This is a genomic window from Actinoplanes regularis (genome assembly GCF_900188005.1).
Classification (GTDB): Bacteria; Actinomycetota; Actinomycetes; order Mycobacteriales; family Micromonosporaceae; genus Actinoplanes; species Actinoplanes regularis.
The window spans coordinates 40,821-63,432 of sequence record NZ_FZNR01000002.1; the positions used below are offsets into that span (position 1 = coordinate 40,821).

General features: G+C 70.3%; 23 protein-coding genes. 9 read left to right on the plus strand and 14 right to left on the minus strand.

Features of this window, described 5'->3' with window-relative positions:
- Nucleotides 1-141 precede the first annotated feature (141 nt).
- Nucleotides 142-912 carry a GNAT family N-acetyltransferase gene (locus tag CHC09_RS05475; protein ID WP_089291900.1) on the plus strand — a complete coding sequence of 257 codons (771 nt, stop codon included), beginning with the start codon at nt 142-144 and terminating at the stop codon, nt 910-912.
- 23 nt (nt 913-935) lie between these two features.
- Nucleotides 936-1,160 carry a translation initiation factor IF-1 gene (infA, locus tag CHC09_RS05480; RefSeq protein WP_089291901.1) on the plus strand — a complete coding sequence of 75 codons (225 nt, stop codon included), beginning with the start codon at nt 936-938 and terminating at the stop codon, nt 1,158-1,160.
- Between the two features lie 50 nt (nt 1,161-1,210).
- Here the strand turns inward: infA and CHC09_RS05485 are convergent, their stop codons facing one another.
- The 7 genes from CHC09_RS05485 to CHC09_RS05515 all read right to left on the minus strand — a co-directional run bounded on the left by CHC09_RS05485 (nt 1,211) and on the right by CHC09_RS05515 (nt 9,099).
- Complete coding sequence (locus CHC09_RS05485; RefSeq protein ID WP_089291902.1) at nt 1,211-2,425, minus strand: erythromycin esterase family protein; 1,215 nt, start codon at nt 2,423-2,425, stop codon at nt 1,211-1,213.
- Nucleotides 2,426-2,510: 85 nt separating this feature from the next.
- The gene (locus tag CHC09_RS05490; RefSeq protein ID WP_089292582.1) at nt 2,511-4,061 is read right to left on the minus strand and encodes a long-chain-fatty-acid--CoA ligase; all 1,551 of its coding nucleotides are present in this window, start codon (nt 4,059-4,061) and stop codon (nt 2,511-2,513) included.
- Complete coding sequence (locus CHC09_RS05495; RefSeq protein ID WP_203833430.1) at nt 4,061-4,657, minus strand: RBBP9/YdeN family alpha/beta hydrolase; 597 nt, start codon at nt 4,655-4,657, stop codon at nt 4,061-4,063. The genes CHC09_RS05490 and CHC09_RS05495 overlap by 1 nt, the downstream gene beginning before the upstream one ends.
- Nucleotides 4,654-5,988 carry an MFS transporter gene (locus CHC09_RS05500; protein ID WP_089291903.1) on the minus strand — a complete coding sequence of 445 codons (1,335 nt, stop codon included), beginning with the start codon at nt 5,986-5,988 and terminating at the stop codon, nt 4,654-4,656. The genes CHC09_RS05495 and CHC09_RS05500 overlap by 4 nt, the downstream gene beginning before the upstream one ends.
- A 112-nt stretch (nt 5,989-6,100) precedes the next feature.
- Nucleotides 6,101-7,153 carry a beta-keto acid cleavage family enzyme gene (locus CHC09_RS05505; RefSeq protein ID WP_089291904.1) on the minus strand — a complete coding sequence of 351 codons (1,053 nt, stop codon included), beginning with the start codon at nt 7,151-7,153 and terminating at the stop codon, nt 6,101-6,103.
- A 27-nt stretch (nt 7,154-7,180) separates the two neighbouring features.
- The gene (locus tag CHC09_RS05510; RefSeq protein ID WP_089291905.1) at nt 7,181-8,083 is read right to left on the minus strand and encodes a TauD/TfdA dioxygenase family protein; all 903 of its coding nucleotides are present in this window, start codon (nt 8,081-8,083) and stop codon (nt 7,181-7,183) included.
- Between the two features lie 26 nt (nt 8,084-8,109).
- Complete coding sequence (locus CHC09_RS05515) at nt 8,110-9,099, minus strand: quinone oxidoreductase family protein (protein WP_089291906.1); 990 nt, start codon at nt 9,097-9,099, stop codon at nt 8,110-8,112.
- Nucleotides 9,100-9,250: 151 nt separating this feature from the next.
- On the opposite strand from CHC09_RS05515, the gene CHC09_RS05520 reads away from it, so the two are divergent.
- Complete coding sequence (locus tag CHC09_RS05520; protein WP_089291907.1) at nt 9,251-10,264, plus strand: AraC family transcriptional regulator; 1,014 nt, start codon at nt 9,251-9,253, stop codon at nt 10,262-10,264.
- Here CHC09_RS05520 and CHC09_RS05525 read toward each other — a convergent pair whose 3' ends face one another.
- Nucleotides 10,265-10,900, minus strand: coding sequence for a hypothetical protein (locus tag CHC09_RS05525; protein ID WP_089292584.1), 636 nt, complete (start codon nt 10,898-10,900; stop codon nt 10,265-10,267).
- 414 nt (nt 10,901-11,314) lie between these two features.
- Here CHC09_RS05525 and CHC09_RS05530 point away from each other — a divergent pair, with 414 nt between their 5' ends.
- The 4 genes from CHC09_RS05530 to CHC09_RS05545 are packed head-to-tail and all read left to right on the plus strand — an operon-like array spanning nt 11,315 to nt 14,857.
- Nucleotides 11,315-12,676 (plus strand): DUF6271 family protein, encoded by a 1,362-nt coding sequence (locus CHC09_RS05530; RefSeq protein WP_089292585.1) that lies wholly within the window; start codon nt 11,315-11,317, stop codon nt 12,674-12,676.
- Nucleotides 12,673-13,155, plus strand: a complete 483-nt coding sequence (locus CHC09_RS05535; protein ID WP_089291908.1) for a GNAT family N-acetyltransferase — start codon at nt 12,673-12,675, stop codon at nt 13,153-13,155. Before CHC09_RS05530 ends, CHC09_RS05535 begins: the two co-directional genes overlap by 4 nt.
- Before the next feature lie 17 nt (nt 13,156-13,172).
- Complete coding sequence (locus CHC09_RS05540; RefSeq protein ID WP_089291909.1) at nt 13,173-14,378, plus strand: MFS transporter; 1,206 nt, start codon at nt 13,173-13,175, stop codon at nt 14,376-14,378.
- Between the two features lie 38 nt (nt 14,379-14,416).
- Nucleotides 14,417-14,857: a hypothetical protein gene (locus CHC09_RS05545; protein ID WP_089291910.1), complete on the plus strand. Its 441-nt coding sequence runs from the start codon at nt 14,417-14,419 to the stop codon at nt 14,855-14,857.
- Between the two features lie 12 nt (nt 14,858-14,869).
- Here the strand turns inward: CHC09_RS05545 and CHC09_RS05550 are convergent, their stop codons facing one another.
- From CHC09_RS05550 to CHC09_RS05560, 3 genes are all read right to left on the minus strand, one after another.
- On the minus strand, nt 14,870-15,595 hold the full coding sequence (locus tag CHC09_RS05550) for a MarR family transcriptional regulator (protein ID WP_089291911.1): 726 nt from the start codon (nt 15,593-15,595) through the stop codon (nt 14,870-14,872).
- A 62-nt stretch (nt 15,596-15,657) separates the two neighbouring features.
- Nucleotides 15,658-16,818: a hypothetical protein gene (locus CHC09_RS05555; protein WP_089291912.1), complete on the minus strand. Its 1,161-nt coding sequence runs from the start codon at nt 16,816-16,818 to the stop codon at nt 15,658-15,660.
- Nucleotides 16,815-17,159, minus strand: coding sequence for a hypothetical protein (locus CHC09_RS05560; RefSeq protein WP_143232210.1), 345 nt, complete (start codon nt 17,157-17,159; stop codon nt 16,815-16,817). The genes CHC09_RS05555 and CHC09_RS05560 overlap by 4 nt, the downstream gene beginning before the upstream one ends.
- 312 nt (nt 17,160-17,471) lie before the next feature.
- Here CHC09_RS05560 and CHC09_RS05565 point away from each other — a divergent pair, with 312 nt between their 5' ends.
- Nucleotides 17,472-18,746 (plus strand): MFS transporter, encoded by a 1,275-nt coding sequence (locus tag CHC09_RS05565; RefSeq protein ID WP_179276959.1) that lies wholly within the window; start codon nt 17,472-17,474, stop codon nt 18,744-18,746.
- Between the two features lie 7 nt (nt 18,747-18,753).
- On the opposite strand, the gene CHC09_RS05570 is transcribed toward CHC09_RS05565, so the two are convergent.
- From CHC09_RS05570 to CHC09_RS05580, 3 genes are read right to left on the minus strand one after another with little or no spacing between them, the layout of a single operon-like run.
- Complete coding sequence (locus tag CHC09_RS05570; protein ID WP_244911592.1) at nt 18,754-19,833, minus strand: DUF3616 domain-containing protein; 1,080 nt, start codon at nt 19,831-19,833, stop codon at nt 18,754-18,756.
- 7 nt (nt 19,834-19,840) lie between these two features.
- Nucleotides 19,841-21,196 carry a Pup--protein ligase gene (pafA, locus tag CHC09_RS05575; RefSeq protein WP_089291916.1) on the minus strand — a complete coding sequence of 452 codons (1,356 nt, stop codon included), beginning with the start codon at nt 21,194-21,196 and terminating at the stop codon, nt 19,841-19,843.
- A gap of 44 nt (nt 21,197-21,240) precedes the next feature.
- Complete coding sequence (locus CHC09_RS05580) at nt 21,241-21,834, minus strand: TetR family transcriptional regulator (RefSeq protein ID WP_143232211.1); 594 nt, start codon at nt 21,832-21,834, stop codon at nt 21,241-21,243.
- Nucleotides 21,835-21,974: 140 nt separating this feature from the next.
- Between CHC09_RS05580 and CHC09_RS05585 the strand changes: the two genes are divergently transcribed.
- Nucleotides 21,975-22,592 (plus strand): 5-oxoprolinase subunit B family protein, encoded by a 618-nt coding sequence (locus tag CHC09_RS05585; protein WP_089291918.1) that lies wholly within the window; start codon nt 21,975-21,977, stop codon nt 22,590-22,592.
- Nucleotides 22,593-22,612: the final 20 nt, after the last annotated feature.

The following is a 22,612-nucleotide window of genomic DNA, read 5'->3' on the forward strand; positions in this document are numbered from 1 at the left end:
GCGCCGTGACACTGCTTGAGGAGGTGAGACCCGTGAACGTTGTTCGATGTGGGTGCTCCCCCTCGTTGTCACGGACCGGCCAGTGACCTAGGTGTCGCCGGGAGCGCCCCCGACAAGGCGATCCCCGAAAGGCACCGATTCATGAGTCCTGTTGAATTCAGCGACGCCGTGCTGCTCTCGCGCGTCGCGCCCGGGCAGTGGCATGCCCTGGAGGACGACCTGGTGGTCGGCCGCGGCGAGGCGTCGCGCCGGCCCGACGGGCGAATGTTCGTCAGCATCGACGCCTGGCACGACGTGGCGTTCGACCGGCTGGCCGCAGCCATGCTGGCGGCGTTGCCGAGGCCGCTGCATACGGTGGTCGACGAGGCCGACCTCGACCTGACCGCCCGGTGGCGGCGAGCCGGCTTCACGGTACGGCGCCGGGAGTGGGAGTACGCCGTGCCCACCGATCCACGCGTCACCGGCCTCGACTCGGTCCCGCCGCCGACCGGTGTGACGATCAAGGCCTTCGGCAGCGCGGAACAGGCCCCGCTGCACGCTCTGGACCGCGCGATCCGTGACGAGGTCGACGCCGGCCCCGGATGGCCGGACATGCCGGCCGAGGTGCTGGCCCGCCCCGTGCTGGACCCGTCGAAATGCGCCGTGGCGGTAGAGTCCGGCCGATACGTGGGCCTGCTGCGGATCGCGATGGTGACCCGGCTGCCACGGATCGGGCTGATCGCCGTCCTCGCCGGTCACCAGCGCCGCGGCATCGCCCGGGCGCTGCTGGCCCACGCGCTGGGCGCGTTGCACCACATCGGCAAACAGACGGCGGCGGCCGAGGTGACCGAGTCCAACGTGGCCGCCACGGCCCTCTTCGCGGGCGTCGGCGGCCGGCGCACCGGCGGCAACCTCGAACTGGTCCTTCGCTGACCCTGACGAAAGAGGAACTGATCATGGCTAGAACGTCGAACGGCATCGAACTCGAGGGCACCGTCCTCGAGTGCCTGCGGAACGCCACCTTCCGGGTGGAGCTCCAGAACGGCCACAAGGTCCTGGCCCACATCAGCGGAAAGATCCGCAAGAACTACATCAAGATCCTGCCGTACGACCGGGTGCTCGTCGAACTCAGCCCGTACGACCTGACCCGAGGCCGGATCCTGTTCCGCTACCGCAACTAGCACAGTCCCGGCGGTGCGGGCGTTCGCACGCACCGCCGGCCTGGTTGACGTCACATCCTCAAGGAAGATCTGTCGCTGTCCTTGACGAACATCAGCGCGTCGATGCTCGCCAGGTGGGCCGGGTTCAGTGGGGCGTAGCCGAACCAGGGCGAGACCCGGGGAGCGGGCGTCAGGTCCCCGAGGGCCGCCGCCAGCCGTCCCGGGTCGACGAGGTACCGGTCCTCCGGGAGGGCATACAGCATTCCCTCGACGGTGTCCGGGGGCGGCGTCTGCACACCGTGGTGGCGGATCGTGCCGAGGGCCGTGGCCAGGAAGGCGTACTCCTCCCCCAGCCGGGCGCCGACGATCGCCCCGGCGCTCCACCATTCCTGCCGGGCCCCGGCCATCCACATGCTGCTCCTGTCCCGCTGCAGATGGCTGTTGTGGGCGTGCACCAGCGTCGGGCCCCGCTCGGCGACGGCGAGCAGATTGGCGGCGATCATCGTGTCCCGCACGCTGAGCAGCCGGATCAGGCGGCTCGGCGAGGTGTCGGCCAGCCAGTAGTGGTACCGCAGCAGCCCGGTGGCGGTGCGACCGTACAGGCGCGCCCAGTCCCACTCGTCCGATGTGGACGCCGTGATCAGGTGTGGCGTCTGCCAGTCGAGCAGGGCCACCAGGTCGTCGGCGAGCAGCCGCAACCGTGCCGCCTCCGGCGTCTGCCCCACCGACCGGGACGGGTCCATCATCGCCCCGGGGTCGGTCCACCGGTCGTCGGCGCCGAGCAGCCGGTCGAGTGTCTCCGCGGTGCAGGGCAGCAGGCCGGCGTCGACCCGGGCGGCCAGGTAGTCGTGGAGTGCGGTGAGGACGGGCCGGGGACTCGCGGCGCCGGTGATCTCCAGCGGGCCGTCGACACCGGCGAAGCGCAGCCGCTCGGAATCGGGCCGGCCGTCGTTGTACGTACGCATCCAGCGCACCAGCTCGCGGTTGCCCTCGAACTCGCCCCATCCGTGGCTGAAGCCGCGCGCCATGGCCTCGTCGAGGGTGCCCGTGCCCGAGGTGACGTAGTCGTCCACGACGAGGCCCATCAGGCAGTCGCTCTCGATCGCGATCGTCCGGTAGCCCTCCCGCTCGACGAGTTCCCGGAAGAGGTCGTTGCGGACCTCGAGCAGGATCTCCTCCCCGTGGGTGGGTTCGCCCAGGGCCAGCAGTCGTGGCCTGGCCCTGAGCGTCCCCATGACCGCGGTAGCGTCGACGACCTGAACGGCGGCTTTGATGGAAGCATTCATTCCCTGAACGGTATCGTTGAACTCTCGGGTTAAACTTTCCCTCGATGTCAGCAGTTCGGTGCGATGCAACCCTCAAACAGCCAGGTCAGCGGCCGGCCAGCTCACGCTTGAGGATCTTGCCGGTCGCCGTCATCGGCAGTTCGTCGACGAACTCGACCACGCGGGGGTACTTGTAGGCCGCCATGGTCTCGCGGCACCAGGCGATCAACTCCTCCTCGGTGATCTCGCCGGCCCGGATCACGAACGCTTTGACCTCTTCGCCGTAGCAGGAATGCGGCACCCCGATGACGGCGGCGAGCGACACCGCCGGGTGGGTGAGCAGCACCTCCTCGATCTCCCGGGGGTACACGTTGAAGCCGCCCCGGATGATCATGTCCTTCGCGCGGTCGACGATGTAGTAGAAGCCGTCCGCGTCCCGCCGGGCCAGGTCGCCGGTGCGGAACCAGCCGTCGCGCATCACCTCGGCGGTCGCCTCCGACCGGCGGTAGTAGCCCTTCATGATGTTGTGGCCGCGGATCGCGATCTCGCCGACCTGGTCCGCGCCCTCGACGGTCTTCCAGTCGTCGTCGATCAGCTTCACCTCGACACCCCAGATCGGGACGCCGATGGAGCCGGGCCGGGGCTCGCGCTCCGGGTCGCTGAACGTGGCCACGGGCGAGGTCTCCGACAGCCCGTACCCCTCGAGGATCTGCACCCCGAACCGCTCGCGGAACTGGTTGATGATCTCCACCGGGAGGGACGCGCCGCCCGAGACGGCCACCCGCATGTTGCGGGCGATCTCCTCGACGTCGACGCCCTCACGCAGCGCGCCGAGCAGGCCCCAGTACATCGTCGGCACCCCGGCGAAGAAGGTGATCTTCTCCCGCTGCAGCAGCTCCACCGCCTGCTCCGCCTGGAAGCGGGGCAGCAGCACCAGCGTGGAGGCGACCGCGAAACCGGCGTTCATCTGCACGGTCGAGCCGAACGAGTGGAACAGCGGCAGCGTGATCAGGTGCCGCTCGTGGTCGGTGGCGAGGTTGCCGAACAGCCGGTTGCAGGTGAGCGCGTTGAACACCAGGTTGGCGTGCGAGAGCTCGGCTCCCTTCGGCTGCCCGGTCGTACCGCTGGTGTAGAGGATGACCGCGGTGTCGGTCCCGCCGGTGGCCACCGTGTCGAAGGTGCCGGACCGGCCGGCGAGCGCTTGGCCGAGCGTCCGCGCGCCCTCGATCGGGCTGTCGGCCGCCGGGTCGGCGGTGATCAGCAGGAACTGCTCGCACCCGGGCGTCTGCTCGAAGCCGGCGAAGCCCTCGGTTCCCATCGGCAGCTCGGCGGTCCCCTCGAAGCACAGGTACGCCTTGGCCTGCGAGTCGGCCAGGTGGTAGGCGATCTCCCGGCCCTTGAGCAGCACGTTGAGCGGGACGACCACCGCGCCGGCCTTGAGGATGCCGTAGTAGGCGATCGGGAAGTACGGCAGGTTCGGGCAGGACAGCGCGACCCGGTCGCCCGGCTGGACGCCGAGCTCCGCCAGGAGGCCGGCCACCTGGCCGGCGGTCCGGTCGACGTCGGCGTACGACAACCGGGTGTCGCCGAGCACGACCGCGTCGCGGTCCGGGTGCCGTCGGGCGCTGTCTTCCAGCAGGGTGGCGAGGTTGAGGATCATGGCAGTGCCTTCACGTGGTCGAGTTCGTTGATCAGCGGTTCGGCGCCGGGCCAGGCGCCGTAGCCGGATGCCGGATTGAGGTGGCCCACGGCGCCGAGCTCGTGGTGGCGGCTGCCCCAGGCGTCGGCGAGGGCGCGGACCCGTGCCGGATCGCCGAGCGAGTCGTCGGAGCTGGCCGCCACGATGCTGGGGAACGGCAGTGGCAGCCGGGGTATCGGCAGCCAGCCGTGTTCGGCCAGGGTGGCGAGCGACGGGTACGGGTCGGGTAGCGGGGCCGCCAGGTCCGGCGGGGTGGCCAGCAGGGCGCCGCGAACCTGCCGGGCCCGGCCGTCGGTCCAGGCGTGGCGGGCGGCCCAGTGGACGGTGGCGATCACCCCGGCGCTGTGCGCCACGATCACCACCGGTCCACCGGCCGTCTCGACCGCGAGTTGCAGGGCCTTCACCCGCTCGTCCAGGCTCGGGTTCTCCCGCCCGAGCGGGACGACCGGACGTACGTTGGGCCGGCTGGCGCCCAGCAGGGTCTGCCAGTGGTCGGGTACGTGCCCGCGGAGCCCGGGCACCGTGATGATCGTCGTGCCCGGGCCGGGGATCACGCCGGGTCGCCGTTCGGGGCGTCGGCGACGGTCGCGGGCTCGAGCCGCCGGATGCTGGACGGGTAGGTCTGCCGTCCCGCGATCAGCAGGACGACGGCGACCACGGCCACCAGCGGGACGTACCGCATGGCGGTCTCCAGGCCGAACCGGTCGGCGAGAATGCCGGTCACCAGCGAACCGGCGGCCAGGCCGAGCACGTTGTTGAAGAACGTGAGGGTGCCGAACGCGGTGGCCCGGATCGATTCGTGGGTCAGCCGGGCCACCATCGCGCCGGTGGGTCCGGTCGTACCGGCGGCGAAGAAGCAGCCCACCGCGAGCAGCAGCTTCTGCGGTCCGCCCGGTTGCATCGCGAAGCCCGCGCCGAGGAAGGCCAGCGTCAGGGCGCCGAAGACGATGGCCACGGTCCACTTGCCGACCGGCCGGGTCTGTCCGACGCGGTCGGTGATCATGCCGCATACGACCATGCCGGCCCCGATGATCAGGATGTACAGGGCGGCGACCTTCGCCGCCCGGTCCGGGGCCATGTCGTACGCCCGGTTGAAGTAGCTGGGCAGCCAGGCGAAGAGCGAGCCGGTGATGAAGAGCTGCAGCCCGCCGCCGAGGTACGCGAAGACCACCGCGGGGGTGGAGAAGAGCGTGGCCAGGCGGGCGCGCTGCTCGCCGGCGGCCAGCGACGGCCCGCTCTCGACGCCGTCGTCGATCTTGTGGGCGGTCAGCTTCCGCTCATTGATCATGGCCCAGTACAGGCCGGCGAGCACCAGGCCGAAGATGCCCATCACCGCGAACGCCCAGCGCCAGCCAAAGTGGGTGGCGAGCACGCCGCCGAGGGCGACGCCGAGCACGGAGCCGAACGAACCGGCGGCCATGAAGGCGCCGGTGAGCGAGGCGCGCCGCTTCGCGGAGAAGACCGCGAGGACGACCGCGAGACCGACGCTGCCGTACGCGGCCTCGCCGACGCCGATGAGCAGGCGGGACGCGAGCAGGTGCCCGTAGCCGGCGGCGAGCGCGCAGCCGAGCGTGGCGAGGCTCCACACCACCGCCATGACGACGATCGCCCGGACGCGTCCCCAGCGGTCGCCGACCAGCGACAGCGGTACCGCGAGGATGCCGACGGTGAGCGCGACGATGCTGGTCAGGCTGCCCAGCTGAGTGTCGGTGAGCCCCCATTCCTCCTTCAGGAACGGGAACACCGCCGACAGAACCTGCCGGGACATGTAGTCCGACAGCAGGAGCCCGAAAGTGAGCGTGAAGACGACCCACGGGAAGACCCGGGAGACCCGGGAGAGGGGGGAGGCCGGGGCCACGACGCCCGCACTGATTGGCAAGGCCATGCTCGCTCCAAGAATGAGCCGGGAGGGGAAAGTGCTATGTGAGACCAGAAGGGGGTGAAGGCGTGGGGTACGACACGGCGCACCCCACGCGAGCGGACGGGCGGATTCGGGCTCAGGCGTGGAAGGTGAAGCCGACCTGGCCGGGCTTGCGGTTGGGTGCGTAACCGAGCTTCGCGAGGGCTTCGTCGGCGCTGTCCCAGTACTCGCCGATCTTGTAGATGTCGCGGGCTTCCTTGCCGTCGGCGACCTTGCGGCCCAGCTCTCCGGCGATCCGGACCAGCTGCTCGACCTGCTTGACCGAGGTCATCTTCTCGCCCTTGGCGTACCAGAGGTTGTCCTCGTTACCGCAGCGGGTGTGCAGGCCCATGGCGATGCCCATGGTGTTGATCGGCAGCACCGCGCGCATGATCGATTCCATGGTCAGCGACGCGCCGTCGGGCACCCGGCGGACGAAGTCCATCATGGTGTACGGGTTCGGACCGTCGAAGCCGCCACCGATCGCGACCCAGCTGATGTTGAGCGGGCCGGTGTAGACGCCCCGGCGGATCAGGCGCTCGACGGTCTCCAGCTGCGCGCTGTGGGCGAGCTGGAAGTGCGGCTGGATGCCGGCCGCGCGCAGCCGCTTGAGGTGCTCCTCGACCCAGGCCGGCTCGGCCGGGACGACCATGTTGCGGAACGCCTCGTGCAGCGCGGGACGCTCGAAGGAGGTGCCGGCGATGTCGTCGGCGGTCATCAACTCCACGATGTTCATCTGGCTGGTGTTGATGGCGATGGTGACCTGGTCCGGCGCCGGGTCCAGGGTGGTCAGCAGGTGGCGGGCCTCGTCCTCGAGCCATTTGGCCGCTTCACCGTCGTTCTCCGGGGTGAAGGAGATCGAGCCACCGATCTGCAGGATCATGTCCGGTACGGCCTCGCGCAGCCGGCCGAGCAGCTCGTTGAACATCGACATCCGCTTGGAGCCCTTGCCGTTGAGCTCGCGCACGTGGATGTGCAGCACCGTCGCGCCGGCGTTGTAGCAGTCGACCGCGGTCTGGACCTGCTGGTCCATCGTCACCGGGATGTCCTCGGGGAAGTCACCCGGCTCCCACTCGGGGCCGTACGGCGCGGCGGTGATGACCAGCTTCTCCTGGTTCTCCGGCCACAGCGAGTCGTCGAGGAAATGCATGAGGGGTTCTCCTGTCCGGGGATGGGCTCAGAACGTCTTGTCGCCGATGACCCCGGCGCGTTCCATCTTGCGGACGGCGGGCCAGTAGTCCTGTACGGCGTAGTGCTGGGTGCTGCGGTTGTCCCAGATCGCGAAGCTGTTGCGGGTCCAGCGCCAGCGGACCTGATACTCCGGGACGGCGGCCTGACGGATCAGGTAGTTGAGCAGTTCGCTGCCGCCGGGGGTGTAGTCGAACCCGAACCGCACGTTCGCCGGGGTGTGGAAGTTGGTGAAGTGCGTGGTGAAGGCGTTGACGAACAGCACCTTCTCGCCGGTCTCCGGGTGCGTGCGGACCACCGGGTGCTCGGCGTCGGGGAACCGCTCGTGCAGCGCGAGCCGCTGCTCGATCGGCATGTTCGCCCCGAAGCTCGCCTCGATGCTGTGCCGCGCCCGCAGGCCCTCGATCCGGGCCTTGACCTCTTCGGGCAGCCGCCGGTACGCCTCGGCCATGTTCACCCAGATCGTGTCGCCACCGACCGCCGGGCCCTCGACCATCCGCAGCACGCAGCCCAGCGGCGGGGCCTCGCGCCAGGTCGCGTCGCAGTGGTAGGCGTTCTCGTAGTGTTCCGCCGGGCTGTCCAGGTCCTTGTAGATGCGCACCAGACCCGGGTGATCGGGGTCGCTGCCGGCCACCGGGTGGTCCTCGAGGGGCCCGAACCGCTCCGCGAGGGCCACGTGCTCGGCCCGGCTGATGTCCTGATCCCGGACGAACAGCACCTTGTAACGCAGCAGCAGTGACCGCAGCTCGCCGAACAACTCGTCGCTGCGCGAGACCTCGGCCAGATCCACGCCCCGCAACTCGGCGCCGATGTGCACCGTCAACGGGTGCACCTCGAACGGGCTCTCCACTGCCGCCACCTGCTCGGCGGTCTGGGCGATGGTGTCCTGCATGTGTGCCTCCCTCAAGAATCGGGATGTCAATCGGTGATGGTGTCCAGGGAGAAGACCGAGGAGCCGATGCTGCGGCCGGCCTCCAGGTCGTGATGTGCCTGTACGGCCTGGTCGAGCGGGTACCGCTGGTTGATCTGGATCTTGATCCGGCCCGACGAGACGTGCTCGAAGAGCTCACCGGCGAGCGCCGCCCGCTCGCTCTCGTCCGCGATGTAGTCGGCCAGCGCCGGCCGGGTGACGAAGAGCGAGCCGTGGATCGCCAGTTGCATCGCGTCGATGGGCGGCACGGCGCCGGACGAGGTGCCGAAGCAGACCAGCAGTCCGCGGCGCTTCAGCGACTTCAGGGACTGCTGGAACGTCGTCGCGCCGATGCTGTCGTAGACCACCGGCACGCCGGCCCCGTCGGTCAGCTCGCGGACCCGGGCGGCCACGTCCTCGCGCCGGTAGACGATGGTGTGCGTGCAGCCGTGGGCACGGGCGATCTCGGCCTTCTCGTCGGTGGAGACCGTGCCGATCACGTTGACGCCGAGCAGGCTCGCCCACTGCGTGAAGATCAGGCCGACACCGCCGGCCGCGGCGTGCAGCAGCACCGTGTCGCCCGGCGCCAGCGTCGCGATCCGCCGAAGCAGGTACGCCGAGGTCAGGCCGCGCATGGTCATGGCGGCCGCGGTCTCGAACGAGATGGCGTCCGGCAGCTTGATCAGCGGGGCGGCGGGCATCACCCGGCTGGTGCTGTACGCGCCGAGCGGGCTGCCGGTGTAGGTGACCCGGTCGCCGACGGCGAAGTCCGCGACGCCGGGACCGACCGCCTCGATGACGCCGGCCCCCTCGACTCCCATGCCGGCGGGCAGGGCGGCGGGGTAGAGCCCGCTGCGGAAGTAGGTGTCGGCGAAGTTGAGGCCGACCGCGTGATGCCGGACCCGGACCTCGCCGGGACCCGGTTCACCCACCTCCACCGACTCCCACCGCATGACCTCCGGCGCACCGGGCTCATAGAAGCGGATGGCCTTCGCCACGAGGTACCTCCAGGGGATGGGCGATGTTCGCCGCCGGGCGGCGAGGCCGCCCGCGGTGCCGTGATGCAGCAAACAGTAGGCGTGACGCCCGTCACCTGCTTTACTCCACGGGACACATTCCTTACCCCTCGGGGACATCGAAGGGGGTAGTTTGCAACCCTGTATCAGGTACGCAACACTCAGCGGCTTTCTGCAGCTCGCCGAGTCCCTCGGAGTCGATCCGGGCTCCCTGATGCGCGCCGTCGACCTCGACCCGGCCGACCTCGCGACACCCGACAAATGGGTGCCGGTGGTCCGCGTCGCCCGGTTGCTGGAGCTCTCCGCCCGGGTGTCCGGCCGTGCCGACTTCGGGCTCCGGCTGGCCGAGTACCGCCGGCTGTCGACGCTCGGCCCGCTGAGCCTCGCCCTGCGCGGAGAGACCACCCTGCGCGACGCGCTGAGCCTGCTGATGCGCTACGAGCTCAGCTACAACGAGGCGATCCGGATCCGGCTCGTGGAGACCGAAGGGCTCGCGTCCATCCGGATGTGGTTCGAGATGGGGGAACCGGCGCCCTCCGCGCAGGCCGAGGCGCTCGCGGTGGGCGCCCTGCACGGCATCATCCGCGAGGTCGTCGGCGGCCGGTGGCAGCCGCTGTCGGCGTGCTTCACGCACGACGCCCCGGATGACGTCAGCACCTACAACCGGCTGCTGGGCGGGCGCGTGCACTTCGGCCACGGCTTCACCGGCCTGGTGCTGTACGCCAAGGACCTCGACGCGCCGAACGTGCTCGCCGCCCCGGAGTCGTTCAGCCGGCGCGACGAGATGCTCGATTCGCTGGCCGCGCAGCGCGACATCACCACCGCCGACCGGGTCAGGGAACTCGTCGAGGTGCTGTTGCCGACCGGACGCTGCGGTGCCGAACAGGTCGCCCGCACTCTGGGCATGGACCGGCGGACGCTGCACCGGCACCTCGCCGCCTCGGGCGAGACCTTCACCTCGACGGTGGACCTGGTCCGGGCCGGGCTGGCCGAGCGCTACCTGTCGAACGAGCGCTACCGGCTGACCGAGATCTCCGACCTGCTCGGCTTCGCCGCGCCCAGCGCGTTCACTCGCTGGTTCCGCCACCGGTTCGGCGACAGCCCGAGCAAGTGGCGCGCACGCCGCGCTGAGCTGCCGGCCCCCTGATCAGCCCCGCGCCGCGCCGGCCAGTTCCAGGACGTACGAGTCCCCGTCGCGCTGGAAGCCCAGCCGGTCGTAGTACGGCGCCCGCATCGCGGGCGGGGTGATCACCGTGCGGCAGCCACGGTCGACGAAGTACCGGTCCCGCCGGAAGACGAACTCGCCGGGCGTGAAGTCCCGGTACCGCTCGGTGACGTAGTCCAGATCCACCTGGGCCACACCGCTCTCCAGCACGTGGAACACCACCACGCCGACCACCTCGTCCCCGCTCGCCACCAGGAACGCCGCCGCGTCACGGCGGGTGAGGCTCGCCGGGGTGAAGGTCGGGTTGAACCGCACGATGTCGTCGTGATGCGACCGCAGGACGTGACCGAGGAACTCGTCGTCGGTGCGCACCTCCACGACCTGGTACGCCTTGTCGTCGTGCCGGGTCGCCAGCATCCGCCACAGGTACCAGATGTTGATCGCGCAGAGGACGACGTTGAGCCCCACCATCGGCCAGACGCCGAGCGCGGCGTTGAAGCCGATGAGCACCAGGCAGCCGAGCAGGTTGAGGGCTCTCAGGCGCAGCAGCCGGCTTTGCAGGAGAGACCAGACGAGCAGAGCCGATCCGGCCCAGCCGATCAAGTCGAGCGATTCCATCCGGGCAGCGTAGAGGGCCGCTCGAAGCCCCTGGTCGGCACACCCGCTCCGGCCGGCCACGGGTTCCGCCGAATCCGCGTACATCATCGAAATCGGTCTTCGACGATTAAGTCGGGAAAGCGGTCCGTAGAATGCCGTAATTCAATTCCGGCACAGATCATCGGTTAATTGCGTCGCCCTCGGCGCCACATCCGACAGAGTTGGCAGGAAGGTTACCTGAAAGCGCTCTCATCCGGCAACACAGCAGGTCAAGGCGCTTATAGATCGGCGCGAAGCTCCATGAAGGAGCCCGGCGCGCCGCCGACCTGCATCGATGCGAATTTCGCACCCCCGACCGGTAGCCGTGACCGGAAGGTGGGTAGCGTGGCCGCGCTGCATGATCAGAACAAATGCGCCGCGCACGGGGAGAAACGGATGCACGCAGGTTCGGTCAACGGTTTCACGGAACCGGCCCACGTACGCAAGGCCTGCCTGGTCCTGCCCACGCACCGGGAGTGCTCCGCCACCATCGCGGCCATGGCGGCGGAGGCCGCCCACGCCACCGCGCACTTCGACGTCGAGGTCGTCTTCCTGATCCTCGACTCCACCGGCGAGACCACCCGCGCCGGGCACGCGGCCGCCGTCCGCGCCCTGCCGCCCGCCCGGAACGTCACCGTGCTGCACCTCGACGAGGAGGCTCAGCGGCGCTTCCTGACCGAGGTCGTCGCCGGCGCCGGCCACCCCGAGCCGGACCTGATCGCCGGGCTGATGCTGCCGGCGGGGGTGTCCTACGGCGCCTGCACCAACCGCGCCTTCCTCATCGCGGCGGCGCTCGGCTGCGACTCGGTGCACCGCCGGGACTCGGACATCGAGTTCCAGCAGCACCACGGCGCCCCGCTCTACCCGATCCACCACGAACTGACCGCGCTGGGACGGCCGGCGGCCGAGGTCGCCGCCGACGTGTCCCGGGTCGACCTCGACCCGGCCGACCTCGGCAAGCCCGTGGTGACCGCCGGCGCGTCGTACGTCGGTGAGCTGTCGGTCGACATCGAGGAGATCCGGCAGCTCGACAAGCAGGCTTACCACGACATCGTCAGCCTGTGGGCCGCCGAGGGGACGACCGAGCAGGAGAAGCGCGACCTGGTCGCGGAGTCGTTCGCCGGGGCTGACTCGGAGGTCTTCGAGCAGGACGACTCGCTGCTCTGCCTGGTCGATCCGATGCGCGTCGACATGGGCAACATCAGCTACCACCGGGTCCACGAGGAGATCCCGCTGCCGCCGATGACCGAGACGATCGGCAGCGACTACTTCCTCATCCATCTGGTGCCTGACAGCCGCCTGCCGGGCGTGCTGCACAACCGGCACGTGATCAACCGGCACACCCCCGACCGCAAGACCGACGCCGCGTTCCACCCGTACCACCTGCGGCTGGCGAAGTTCTTCCTGTCGATGCTCTACCTGCACGTCATCTACGAGCGGATGGGCGACGAGGGCGAGCGCCTGCTGGACGCCGATCACCGGGTCCGGGCCGACCGGGTCGCCGCCATCGTCCGGGAGAGCGTCGATCTGGACCGCGCGCCCAACGTCCGCCGGCTCGACGAACTCGACCACGCGTACCGCAGGCTCGGCGGCCGGTACGCGGTCTTCGCCGAGCGGCTGGCGCCCCGGCGCGAGGAACTGCTCGACGCGGCCGCGCGGGACATGGCTGAGTTCGCGACCCTGATCGACGCCTGGCGGTCGCTGGTCGTCGCGGCCAAGGCGGCGGGGCCGGCCGCGCTGACGGGCCGGGCGCGGTGAACCCGGTCCCCCGGCCGCTCACCGACGACGACTGGCCGGGCGTGCTCGCGCTCGAGACCGAGACGTACGCCGGGAGCGGCCTCTCCGAGGACCCCGCCGCGCTGGCCAGCCGGGCCGGCCGGGACACGTCGTTCGTGCTCGCCGCCGACCGGCGCATCGTGGGCTACGTGCTGGCGCTGTCCTACCCCCGGTTCCACTTCCCGGACCTGAGCCATCCGGACACCACCGCCTTCGCCTCGGACAACCTGCACCTGCACGACCTGGTCGTCGCCCGTGGCCATCGCCGGGTCGGGCTGGGCACGCGGCTGCTGCACCATCTGACGGCCGAGGCGCGGCGGCAGGCGTACCGCCTGATCTCGCTGGTCGCGGTGGGCGACGGCGCGCTCTTCTGGTCGGCCAACGGCTTCCGCCCGCATCCCGGGATCACGCCTCCGGTGGCCTACGGGCCGGGAGCGGCGTACATGTCCCGGCCCCTCTGAGTGAAGGCGATCAAAGCATGTCGTTCCACCGGTCGCGGCTGGCGATCGCCGCGCTCTTCTGCTTCCTGGGCTTCCAATACAGCACCTGGGTGTCGCAGATTCCGGCGTTCCGGGACCGGCTGCACCTCGACGAGGCGGACGTCGGCCTCTTCCTGCTCGCCCCGGGCATCGGTGCCACCGTGTCGTACCCCCTGGTCGCCCGGCTGATGCGGCGGTGGGGTTCGCGCCGGCTGGCCGGGGTCTCCGCGCTCGTGCTGCTCGCCGTGCTCCTCGGGCTCGCCGCCGCGCCCAGCTTCCCGGTGGCCCTGGTAGTGCTCGTCGTCGACGGCCTCGCCGTCGGCTGCCTGAACGTCGCGATGAACGCGCAGGGAGCCGCGCTGGAGGCCGCCTTCGAGCGCAACACCATGGCGCGGCTGCACGCGGTGTTCAGCGGCGGCATCCTGGCCGGAGCGCTGCTGACCGCCGCGGTGACGGCGGCCGGCGGCGGCCAGCGGGTGCATTTCGCGGTGGGCGCGGTGCTCCTCGCGGCGCTGCTGGCGCTGTCGCGCGACGGGACGTTCCGCGAAGACCACCAGCAGCCGGCCGCCGCGCCGGAGAGCCCGCGATGGCGGCTCCCGGGCCGGGTCACCGTGCTCCTCACCCTGGCGATGGTCTTCGCCGAGCTGACCGAGGGGGCGATGAACGACTGGTCGGCGCTCTACCTGCGGGACGTGGCCGGCGCCCCGGCCGGGCTGACCCCGATGGGAATCGCGGCCTTCGCCGGGACCATGCTGGTCACCCGGCTCTTCGCCGACCGCTGGCGATCGCGCTGGGGTGACCAGGCGGTGGTGACCGCCGGTGCGGCGCTGGCCGCCGCCGGGCTCGCCGTCGCCCTGCTGGCCGGCGGCGTGGTACCGGCTCTGCTCGGCTTCGCCTCGGTCGGCCTGGGGATGGCGGCGGTCACGCCGTGCATCTACGTCGCCGCCGCGCGGGTCGCGCCGGAGACCCTGTCGCTGGTCGCCTCGGTCGGCACCGTCGGCCTGCTGGCCGGCCCGCCGATCATCGGCTTCGTGGCGAGCGCGACGAGCCTCGTCGGCGGCCTGACGATCGTGGTGGGCGCCGCCGCGCTCGTGGCGGCCTGCGTCGGCGCCCTGTCGTGGCCGCGACCTCCGGAAATCGCTGCCGCCGACAAACGATCCGGATGGCACGAAGGCATGATTACAGACACCCCGGAGTCGCTTTAGGTTCCAGACAGGAATCGCGTCGTCGGGGGAGCCACAAAATGTCCGCACGTGCAGTTTCCGCCCTTGTCCTGGGCGGCTTTCTGATCGCCGGTCTCGCCGCCTGCGACAGCGGCACCACCACATCGCAGCCGCCGGTCGGCCCGCCCACCGCCACCACCGCGCCGCCCGCTACCACCACCACGCCGCCCGTCGCCGTGACGCACGCGGCGGGCTGCCCGGTCAGTGCGGACACCCTGCTGAAGGTGGTTACGGACAAGTACGGGCGCATCCCGGGGCTGGAGTTGCGCGACGTGCAGTGCTACCAGGACTACGCGATCGCCGGACGGTTCGCCGCCCGTTCCGACAGCGAGGTGGCGACCTTCCACTACGTCTCCGGATCGTGGCGATACTTCACCGGCGGCAGCGGCGGTTACTGCGAGGGCGTGCCGGAGAACGTCAAGAAGCATTTCCGCACGATGGGCTACGGCGGCTGCGACTGATTTCGTCAGTCCTCAACGGGCACTGAGAATCGCCTGTCCGAAACGACTGTTGCTGATCCGGCGAATGAGGTCCGGCAGCAATCGCCGGTCCGCCAGCACCGGCAGCGACTGCAACAGGGCGTACAGGTCACGACCGATCGCTTCGATCTTCTTGTCGCCGTCCTGACTGAGCGGCGCCCACAGTGACGACGGATCTCGTTGCTCTCCGGTGGGCGCCGGCGCGGTGAGCCGTAACGCCTCCTGCTCGATCTCGGCCAGGCGCAACAGCAGCTCGACCACCTTGCGGTGGGTCGCGGCCTCCCCACCGTCGTCGGCGACCAGCATCTGCACGGTCTGGTAGTCGGCCGCGGCCAGGTGGACCAGTTCCTCCCGGTCACCGGGCGGCGCCTGCGGCAACTGGCGCAGCAGGACGTTCTCTGCGGCTATGAGCGACAGCATCACCGGGTCGTCCTCCTGGTTCTCCGCGCGCGGAGGAAGGTTTGCGCCGAAACCGTCCAGACTCCGCAGTATCCCGATCAGTTCGTTCTCCGCGTCCGGGCGCAGCCGGTACTGGATCTGCTGACCGCCACGGCGGCCGTCGGCACGGACCCCGACCCGCTCGACGAGGCGAGCCTCCCGGTTCAGCACCGTCCGGACGGTGTTGTCCTTGACCCCGCTGTAGCGCACGAGGTCGCTGACGGTGAACTCCCGAAGCGCCAGGATGGCGTCGAGGATGCGATAGCGGTGAAGCATGGCCATCGACCTTCTTCCACTGGCTCAGTGCCCGGCTGACTCCAGGCTCCACTCCCGCTATTCGTTCGTCAAGTGAACAGCCATAACGTACCCTCGACCAGGTGAACGAGGTCGTCACCTCGGAGATACTCACGCAGCCGGGCGACGAGCTCGTGGTCGACGCCCTGCAGGGTGCCCTTGTGGACCGCGGCGACGAACCGGTCCCGCTCGGCGTTGCCGAACTCGCTGACGTTCAGCTGCAGGCTCAGGCGCCGGAACGCCGCGGTGGCGGCGGCCGGGTCCCCGCCCAGCTCGGGGAGCCGGAGTAGCAGGTCGGCGAGGTTCCGGGCGGCCCGCACGCCCATCGCCCGAGCCGCCCACGCCCGGTCGTACGGGTTGCGTTCGTAGCGGGCCCGGTGCACCCGGCCGGCGTGTTCCCGCAACGCGCCGGGGCGCGGCACCTCCAGCAGCGACGGCGCGGCGATGCCGCCGGGCAGCGCCTGGGCCTGCTCGAGCGCGATCGTGTACGCGACGTAGTCCATCCAGCCCTCCGCGAACCGGCTGTCGGCGTCCGCCTGGACCCGGCCGGGCTCCCACGGCCCCTGCAGGACATGGCAGACGCACTCGTGCAGCAGCACGTAGGGCAGCGAGAACGTCGTCACCTCGTCCAGCTGGCCGGCGCCGATGACCACATCGACCCGGGCCGACGGTCCGTCCGGGGTGTCACCGATCCGGGTGGTGGCGATCAGCTGGATCGGCAGCGCAGACTGCACCGGTGCGAACTGATGGTCGAAGGTCACGTCCACTCGTTGCACGAGGTCGGCGGGCACCTTCAAGCCACTCGCCTGGTAGACGTCCACAGCGGTCTGCAGCGTGTCGGCGAACGCGGCCAGCAGCAGATCGTGCCGGATCTGGTCGGCGTCCGCGCGGATCCGGCTGGCGTCGGCGAGAACCTGATCGATGTCATCCAGCAACGGGGAACACACCCTCTCCGCGCCGTCCGGGAACGGCAGGACGCTTGCCCGCAGTTCCCGCGCCAGCGTGCGCAGGTAGTCGCCGAGCGGCCCGGGCGGGCAGAACTCCAGCTGCCGCGCCGTCGAGGCGAGCAGCCGTTGCCTGAGGCCCTCCCACAGCAGGCCGTACCCGGCGGCCTCCACCGGCAGCTGGTGCAGGTCCAGCAGCTGATAGACCAGCGCCCGCCCCCAGACCGCCTTCTGCACGTGCGACGGAAGCGGTCCGCCGGCGTTCACGCTTGCGGTGGCCGCTCATCGCGGACGGCGTCACGGCCGTAACGGCGGCGGATCCGCGGCAGGATGATCTGTTTCCACAACGTGATGAGCACGGTGTTGGCGGTCGGCGCGAACGACAGCACGAGGGCGACACCGGTCGGATCCAGGCCCGCGCCCCGGACACCGACCCGTACGGCGCCGGCGCGCTCCTCCGATTCCGGCAACACGTCCGGGTCGATGCCCGCGGCGGCCAGCTCCGCACGCACCTCGGCGCTCCGGTCGAGCTCTTCGAAGAATCGGCGCACATCTTCCTGGATCTCCTCGGCGGAACGAGTTCCTCGCACGTACACCAGCTCTGTCATCTCGTCCTCCCGCTCGCAGGGCCGCGCAGCACGGCGAATCGACCATTTCGCATATAAGCGGCAATAGCCGCAAAGAACACCTAACGGGAGGAACCTAATCAGAAGCGGTCAAGGCGCAACATGGGCCGAACCGATGATCCAGGCCCGCCACCAGGGGTAACCTTGGCTTCGACCGCGGCCACCAGCAAAAAGACCACCCGTAAGAGCTACCTCCTGACCGGACGGTTCGCTCCGGGACCGGTCCGGCGGCGCGAAACAGCGGCGGTGCCCTCCCGATCATCTTCAGGACGCTCGAAGGAGACCGCATCTCCGATGTCGACCACCGACGCGTACCGGAAGAGTCGGCTCTCCCTCCGCGACGAGCCCCGGCACGCCTCTCCCGGCTTCCTCGCCGCCCTCACCCTGGCCCACTTCGGCATGTGGGTCGCGCTGCTGACGCCCGCGATCGCCGCCCTGCAGCTGAAGATCAACGCCATCGGCCCGGCTGACCGGGAGACCAGCCTCTCGCTGGTGCTCGGCCTCGGCGCGGTGCTCGGCCTGCTCGCCAACCCGGTCTTCGGTCACCTCAGCGACCGGACCACCGCCCGGCTCGGCATGCGCCGCCCCTGGCTGATCGGCGGCGCGACGGCGGCGCTCGGCGGTCTGGCCCTGACCGGCGCGGCGAACTCCGTGGTCACCCTCGCGATCGGCTGGTGCGTGGCCAGCCTGGCACTAAACGCGCTGCTGGCCACGATGCTGGCGCTGCTGCCGGATCAGGTGCCGGCGGGACAGCGGGGCACCGCCTCGGCCCTGATGGCGGTGGGGCAGGCCCTGGCCGCCGGTGCGGGCGCGGGAATCGCGAACGGTCTCGCCGGTACGCCCGTCGCCATGTTCGCGGTGCCCGGGGTGATCGCCCTGGTGACGGTGCTCGTGCTGGCGGCCCGCCTCGACGACCGCCGCCTGGATCCGGCCGACCGGCCGCCGCTGGCCCTGCGCGAACTGGCCCGGAGCTTCCGGGTGGATCCGCGCCGCTGTCCGGACTTCGGCTGGGCCTGGGTCAGCCGGTTCATGATCTTCATGGCGATCTACTCCGTCCTCACCTACCAGGTGTTCTATCTGGACGCGCGGATGGGCCTGACCGAGCAGGAGGCCACCCGGGCCATCCTGACCGGAGTGCTGGTGCAGATCGTCGCCGTGGTCGCCAGCGGCAACCTGGTCGGCTGGCTCTCCGACCGGTTCGGCCGGCGACGGATCTTCGTCTGCGTGTCCGCGCTGATCGCCGCGACCGGTCTGCTGACCCTCGCGGTCGCCTGGAACATGCCGCAGTTCTACCTGGCCATGGTGCTGACCGGCCTGGGACAGGGCACGTACTTCGCGGTGGATCTGGCGCTGGTGACCGATGTGCTGCCGAACCGGTGGGCCGACGCGGGCAAGGACCTCGGCGTCATGAACGTCGCGAACACGCTGCCGCAGTCGCTCGCACCGGCGATCGCCCCGCCGCTGCTGGCGATCGGCGGCGGCGGGAACTACACGATGCTGTTCCTGACCGGGGCGCTCTTCGCGCTCCTGTCCGGGTTGAGCGTCCTGCGCGTCAAGGGCGCCCGGTGACCACCCGTCAGGCCCGGCCCGGCAGGCGCAGCACGTCGGCGATCACCGCCCCGTCCCCGGTCAGCCGGGCCTTCGCCGGGCTGTCGTAGACCACCAGGATCCGACCGTCGCCGAACATGCTCAGGCCCTCGGCGTGGTCGTCGCCCTCGCCGAAGGTCAGCTCCAGCTCCCGGCTGATCAGCTCGCCGCGGACGATCGACGGCATCTCCGCGCGGCTCGCGCCGTGCCAGCGGTAGACCCGCACCGGGCCGTCGAGGGCCATCGTCGGGCCGGCCAGCAGGAGCAGGTCGTCGCCGTCCGGGCAGAGGTCCCGGACGCCGAGGCCCTGCAGATCGAGCACGTGCTTGCGGTACGGCTGCCCGTCCTCGAACGGCCGCAGCCGCAGCCGGGTCGGGTCGTCCGGCGTCACGTACGGCCGCAGCTCCAGCACGAACGCCCAGCCGCGCAGCACCGGACCACGCAGGCCGAGATAGACCCGGTCGCCGTGGACCGCGATCCCCTCGACGTCCAGGCCGTTGTCCTTGCCGGGGATCGGCAGGAACGGCGCCAGATGCTCGTCGTCGCGCAGCAGCCGGCGCAGGTCGTCGCGCGCGTCCAGGGCCGCGGCGCGGTGCCGGACGCCGTCCACCACGATCTCCCGCACCGGCGTGGGCACACCGCCGACCTCGGCGATCGGCAGCCGCACCAGGATCTGCCGGTTCTGCTGGCCCTCGACCCGGGCGAGCCGCTTGAGCGCCTTCGGCCCGTCGTGCCGGTCCCGGATCCGCTTGCGGCGCAGGCTGTGCGAGCCGACCGCCCAGAGGAAGTGACCGGTGCGGGCCAGGCCCTCCACATCGGCCTCCTCGTCGGCGTCCGTGCCGGGCAGGTCGACCAGGTCGGCGAGGCGGAAACGGGCCTCGTCCCCGAACTCGGACGGCCGGTCCGGGGAGTCGGCGAGCAGTCGTTCGACGGTCGCGGTCTCGTCGCCGGCGATCCAGAGCACCGGCCCGTCGAGCCGAACCGCCGAAAGGTTGGTATGGGTGGCCGCGGCCTGCGAGTCGTCGGAGAATCGCAGCCGTACGGTGTAGTCGACCGTCATGGTCGACATCGTCGCATCACATGCTGGCGATCAGACGTTCCACCCGCTCGTCATAGGCGCGGAACGGGTCCTTGCAGAGGACCGTGCGCTGCGCCTGGTCGTTGAGCTTGAGGTGGACCCAGTCCACGGTGAAGTCCCGCCGCTTCTCCTGGGCGTGCCGGATGAACTCGCCGCGCAACCGGGCCCGGGTGGTCTGCGGCGGCGTCTCCTTCGCCTCGAAGATCTGCAGGTCGTTGGCGATGCGGTCGACCTGCTTGCGCTTCTCCATCAGGGCGTAGAGGCCCCGGCCCCGGCGGATGTCGTGATAGGCCAGGTCGAGCTGGGCGATCCGCGGGTGACTCAGCGGAATGTCGTGCTTGGCCTGGTAGCGGTCGATCAGCTGGTACTTCGTCACCCAGTCGATCTCGCGGGCGACCGGGTCGAGGTTGCCGGTCTCGATCGCGGTGAGCACCCGCCCCCAGAGCTCGACGATCCGCTTGGCGTTCTGGTCGCCGTTGCGCTCGGCGAACTCGGTGGCCTTCGCCAGGTACTCCTGCTGGATCTCGAGCGCGCTGATCTCCTTGCCGTTCGCCAGGCGGATCTTGCGGCGGCCGGTCAGGTCGTGACTGACCTCGCGGATCGCCCGGATCGGGTTCTCCAGGATCAGGTCGCGCATCACCACGCCGGCCTCGAACATGCGCAGCACGATGTCCGCACTGCCGACCTTGAGCAGCGTGGTGACCTCGTTCATGTTCGAGTCGCCGACGATCACGTGCAGGCGGCGGTAGCGCTCCGCGTCGGCGTGCGGCTCGTCGCGGGTGTTGATGATCGGCCGGGACCGCGTCGTCGCGCTGGAGACGCTCTCCCAGATGTGCTCGGCGCGCTGGGACAGACAGAAGACCGCGCCGCGCGGCGTCTGCAGCACCTTGCCCGCGCCGCAGATCAGCTGCCGAGTGACGAAGAACGGGATGAGCACGTCGGCGAGCCGGCTGAACTCGCCGTGCCGGGAGACCGAGTAGTTCTCGTGGCAGCCGTAGGAGTTGCCGGCCGAGTCGGTGTTGTTCTTGAACAGGTAGATCTGGCCGACGATGCCCTCGTCGTGCAGCCGCCCCTCGGCGTCGACCAGCAGGCCCTCGAGGATCCGTTCCCCGGCCCGCTCGTGGGCGACCAGGTCGGAGAGGGAGTCACACTCCGGGGTCGCGTACTCCGGATGGGAGCCGACGTCGAGGTAGAGGCGGGAGCCGTTGCGGAGGAAGACGTTGCTGCTGCGACCCCACGAGACGACTCGGCGGAACAGGTAGCGGGCCACCTCGTCCGGCGACAGCCGCCGCTGTCCCCGGTAGGTGCACGTGATGCCGTACTCGGTTTCTAGGCCGAAGATTCGCCGTTCCATGTCAGCTCCATCCGGTCACCTGTCGACTTTCAAGGCGCAAGGTTCTACGCCGGCTTGAGGGTGGCCATCGCCTCGTCCAGCAGATCACTCAACGGCTCGGTCCGCCCACTGGCGATCCAGACGTTCTTGGCGGCGATCAGGCAGGACAGGGCTCCACCGGCGAGGACGGACGGGCGTGGGTCGGCGGGTGAACGTTGTCCGATACGTTGCCCGATGAGGTCGGCGAGCTGGTCCTGAACCCGCGAGAGCCGCTCCAGTTCCCCGGCGCCGAGCGCGGAGTTGTCCTGGATGACCTTCTCCACGGCGAGGGTGCGGGGGAGCTGTGTCGCGTCGTCGAAATGGGCGACCACGACGTCGAAGGCCCGCCGGAGCGAATGCCACACCGGCTCGGCGTCGGGACGGGCGGCGAACGCCTCGATCAGCTCCTCGACCCAGACGTCGCGCTTGTCCAGGACGAGGTCTTCCTTCGAGGTGAAATAGCGGAAGAACGTACGTTTCGAGATCCCCGCGGCGGAGACCAGGTCCTCGATCGTGGTCTGTTCGTAGCCCCTGGTCACGAAGAGATCCTGGGCGAGCATCGCCAGCTCGCTGCGCATGGCGCGGCGGGCGCGTTCGCGAACCGGACTGCGCTGCTGCACGTCCCGACCGTACCACTCAGCGGCGCAGTTGCCACTCAGTAGCACTTTCGGCACCGGAAGACACCTACGGCTTCGGGACGGGCTGGAAATCGTTCAACAATCCGGCGATACTTCAATACGGAGCCGGACAGAGGAGAGCCATGCGGATACGCCGGGCCGGGCCGTCGGCCGTCCTCCTCGAAGTGGCCGACACCGCCGCCGTCTTCGCCGCCTACGACCTGCTCACCGCCGCTCGGGCGGAGGGGACGCTGCGCGCCTCGGAGATCGTCCCGGCGGCGCGCACCGTCCTGATCGACGGCGTCGCCGAGCCGGACCGGATCGCCGCCCTGCTGGAGACCGGCCGGTCCGCCGCGCCGCCGTCCGCCGCCGGATCGCCGCCGACGATCGAGATCCCGGTTCGGTACGACGGGGAGGACCTCGACGACGTGGCGCGACTGTGGGACACCGACCGGGCGGGCGTGGTCGCGGTACACACCGGCACCGAGTTCCGGGTGGCATTCTGCGGTTTCGCGCCCGGGTTCGCCTACCTGACCGGGCTGGACCCACGGCACCACGTGCCACGCCGGGCGTCGCCGCGGACCCGGGTGCCGGCGGGCACGGTCGCGCTGGCCGGGCCGTACAGCGGGGTCTATCCGGTCGCTTCGCCGGGTGGGTGGCAGTGCGTCGGTCGTACCGCCGCAATTCTTTTCGATCTTGATCGTGATCCGCCGGCCCTGCTGTCCCCCGGCGCGACCGTGCGTTTCGTCGAGGTGCAATGAGCGAGCTTGCGAGCGAATCG

Coding starts and splice junctions, on each gene's coding strand:
- CHC09_RS05530 (WP_089292585.1), top strand. CDS start 11,315: ATGCACGCAGGTTCGGTCAACGGTTTCACGGAACCGGCCCACGTACGC.
- CHC09_RS05500 (WP_089291903.1), bottom strand. CDS start 5,988: ATGGCCTTGCCAATCAGTGCGGGCGTCGTGGCCCCGGCCTCCCCCCTC.
- CHC09_RS05565 (WP_179276959.1), top strand. CDS start 17,472: ATGTCGACCACCGACGCGTACCGGAAGAGTCGGCTCTCCCTCCGCGAC.
- infA (WP_089291901.1), top strand. CDS start 936: ATGGCTAGAACGTCGAACGGCATCGAACTCGAGGGCACCGTCCTCGAG.
- CHC09_RS05585 (WP_089291918.1), top strand. CDS start 21,975: ATGCGGATACGCCGGGCCGGGCCGTCGGCCGTCCTCCTCGAAGTGGCC.
- CHC09_RS05550 (WP_089291911.1), bottom strand. CDS start 15,595: ATGGCCATGCTTCACCGCTATCGCATCCTCGACGCCATCCTGGCGCTT.
- pafA (WP_089291916.1), bottom strand. CDS start 21,196: ATGGAACGGCGAATCTTCGGCCTAGAAACCGAGTACGGCATCACGTGC.
- CHC09_RS05510 (WP_089291905.1), bottom strand. CDS start 8,083: ATGCAGGACACCATCGCCCAGACCGCCGAGCAGGTGGCGGCAGTGGAG.
- CHC09_RS05505 (WP_089291904.1), bottom strand. CDS start 7,153: ATGCATTTCCTCGACGACTCGCTGTGGCCGGAGAACCAGGAGAAGCTG.
- CHC09_RS05545 (WP_089291910.1), top strand. CDS start 14,417: ATGTCCGCACGTGCAGTTTCCGCCCTTGTCCTGGGCGGCTTTCTGATC.
- CHC09_RS05485 (WP_089291902.1), bottom strand. CDS start 2,425: ATGAATGCTTCCATCAAAGCCGCCGTTCAGGTCGTCGACGCTACCGCG.
- CHC09_RS05560 (WP_143232210.1), bottom strand. CDS start 17,159: ATGACAGAGCTGGTGTACGTGCGAGGAACTCGTTCCGCCGAGGAGATC.
- CHC09_RS05525 (WP_089292584.1), bottom strand. CDS start 10,900: ATGGAATCGCTCGACTTGATCGGCTGGGCCGGATCGGCTCTGCTCGTC.
- CHC09_RS05475 (WP_089291900.1), top strand. CDS start 142: ATGAGTCCTGTTGAATTCAGCGACGCCGTGCTGCTCTCGCGCGTCGCG.
- CHC09_RS05570 (WP_244911592.1), bottom strand. CDS start 19,833: ATGTCGACCATGACGGTCGACTACACCGTACGGCTGCGATTCTCCGAC.
- CHC09_RS05540 (WP_089291909.1), top strand. CDS start 13,173: ATGTCGTTCCACCGGTCGCGGCTGGCGATCGCCGCGCTCTTCTGCTTC.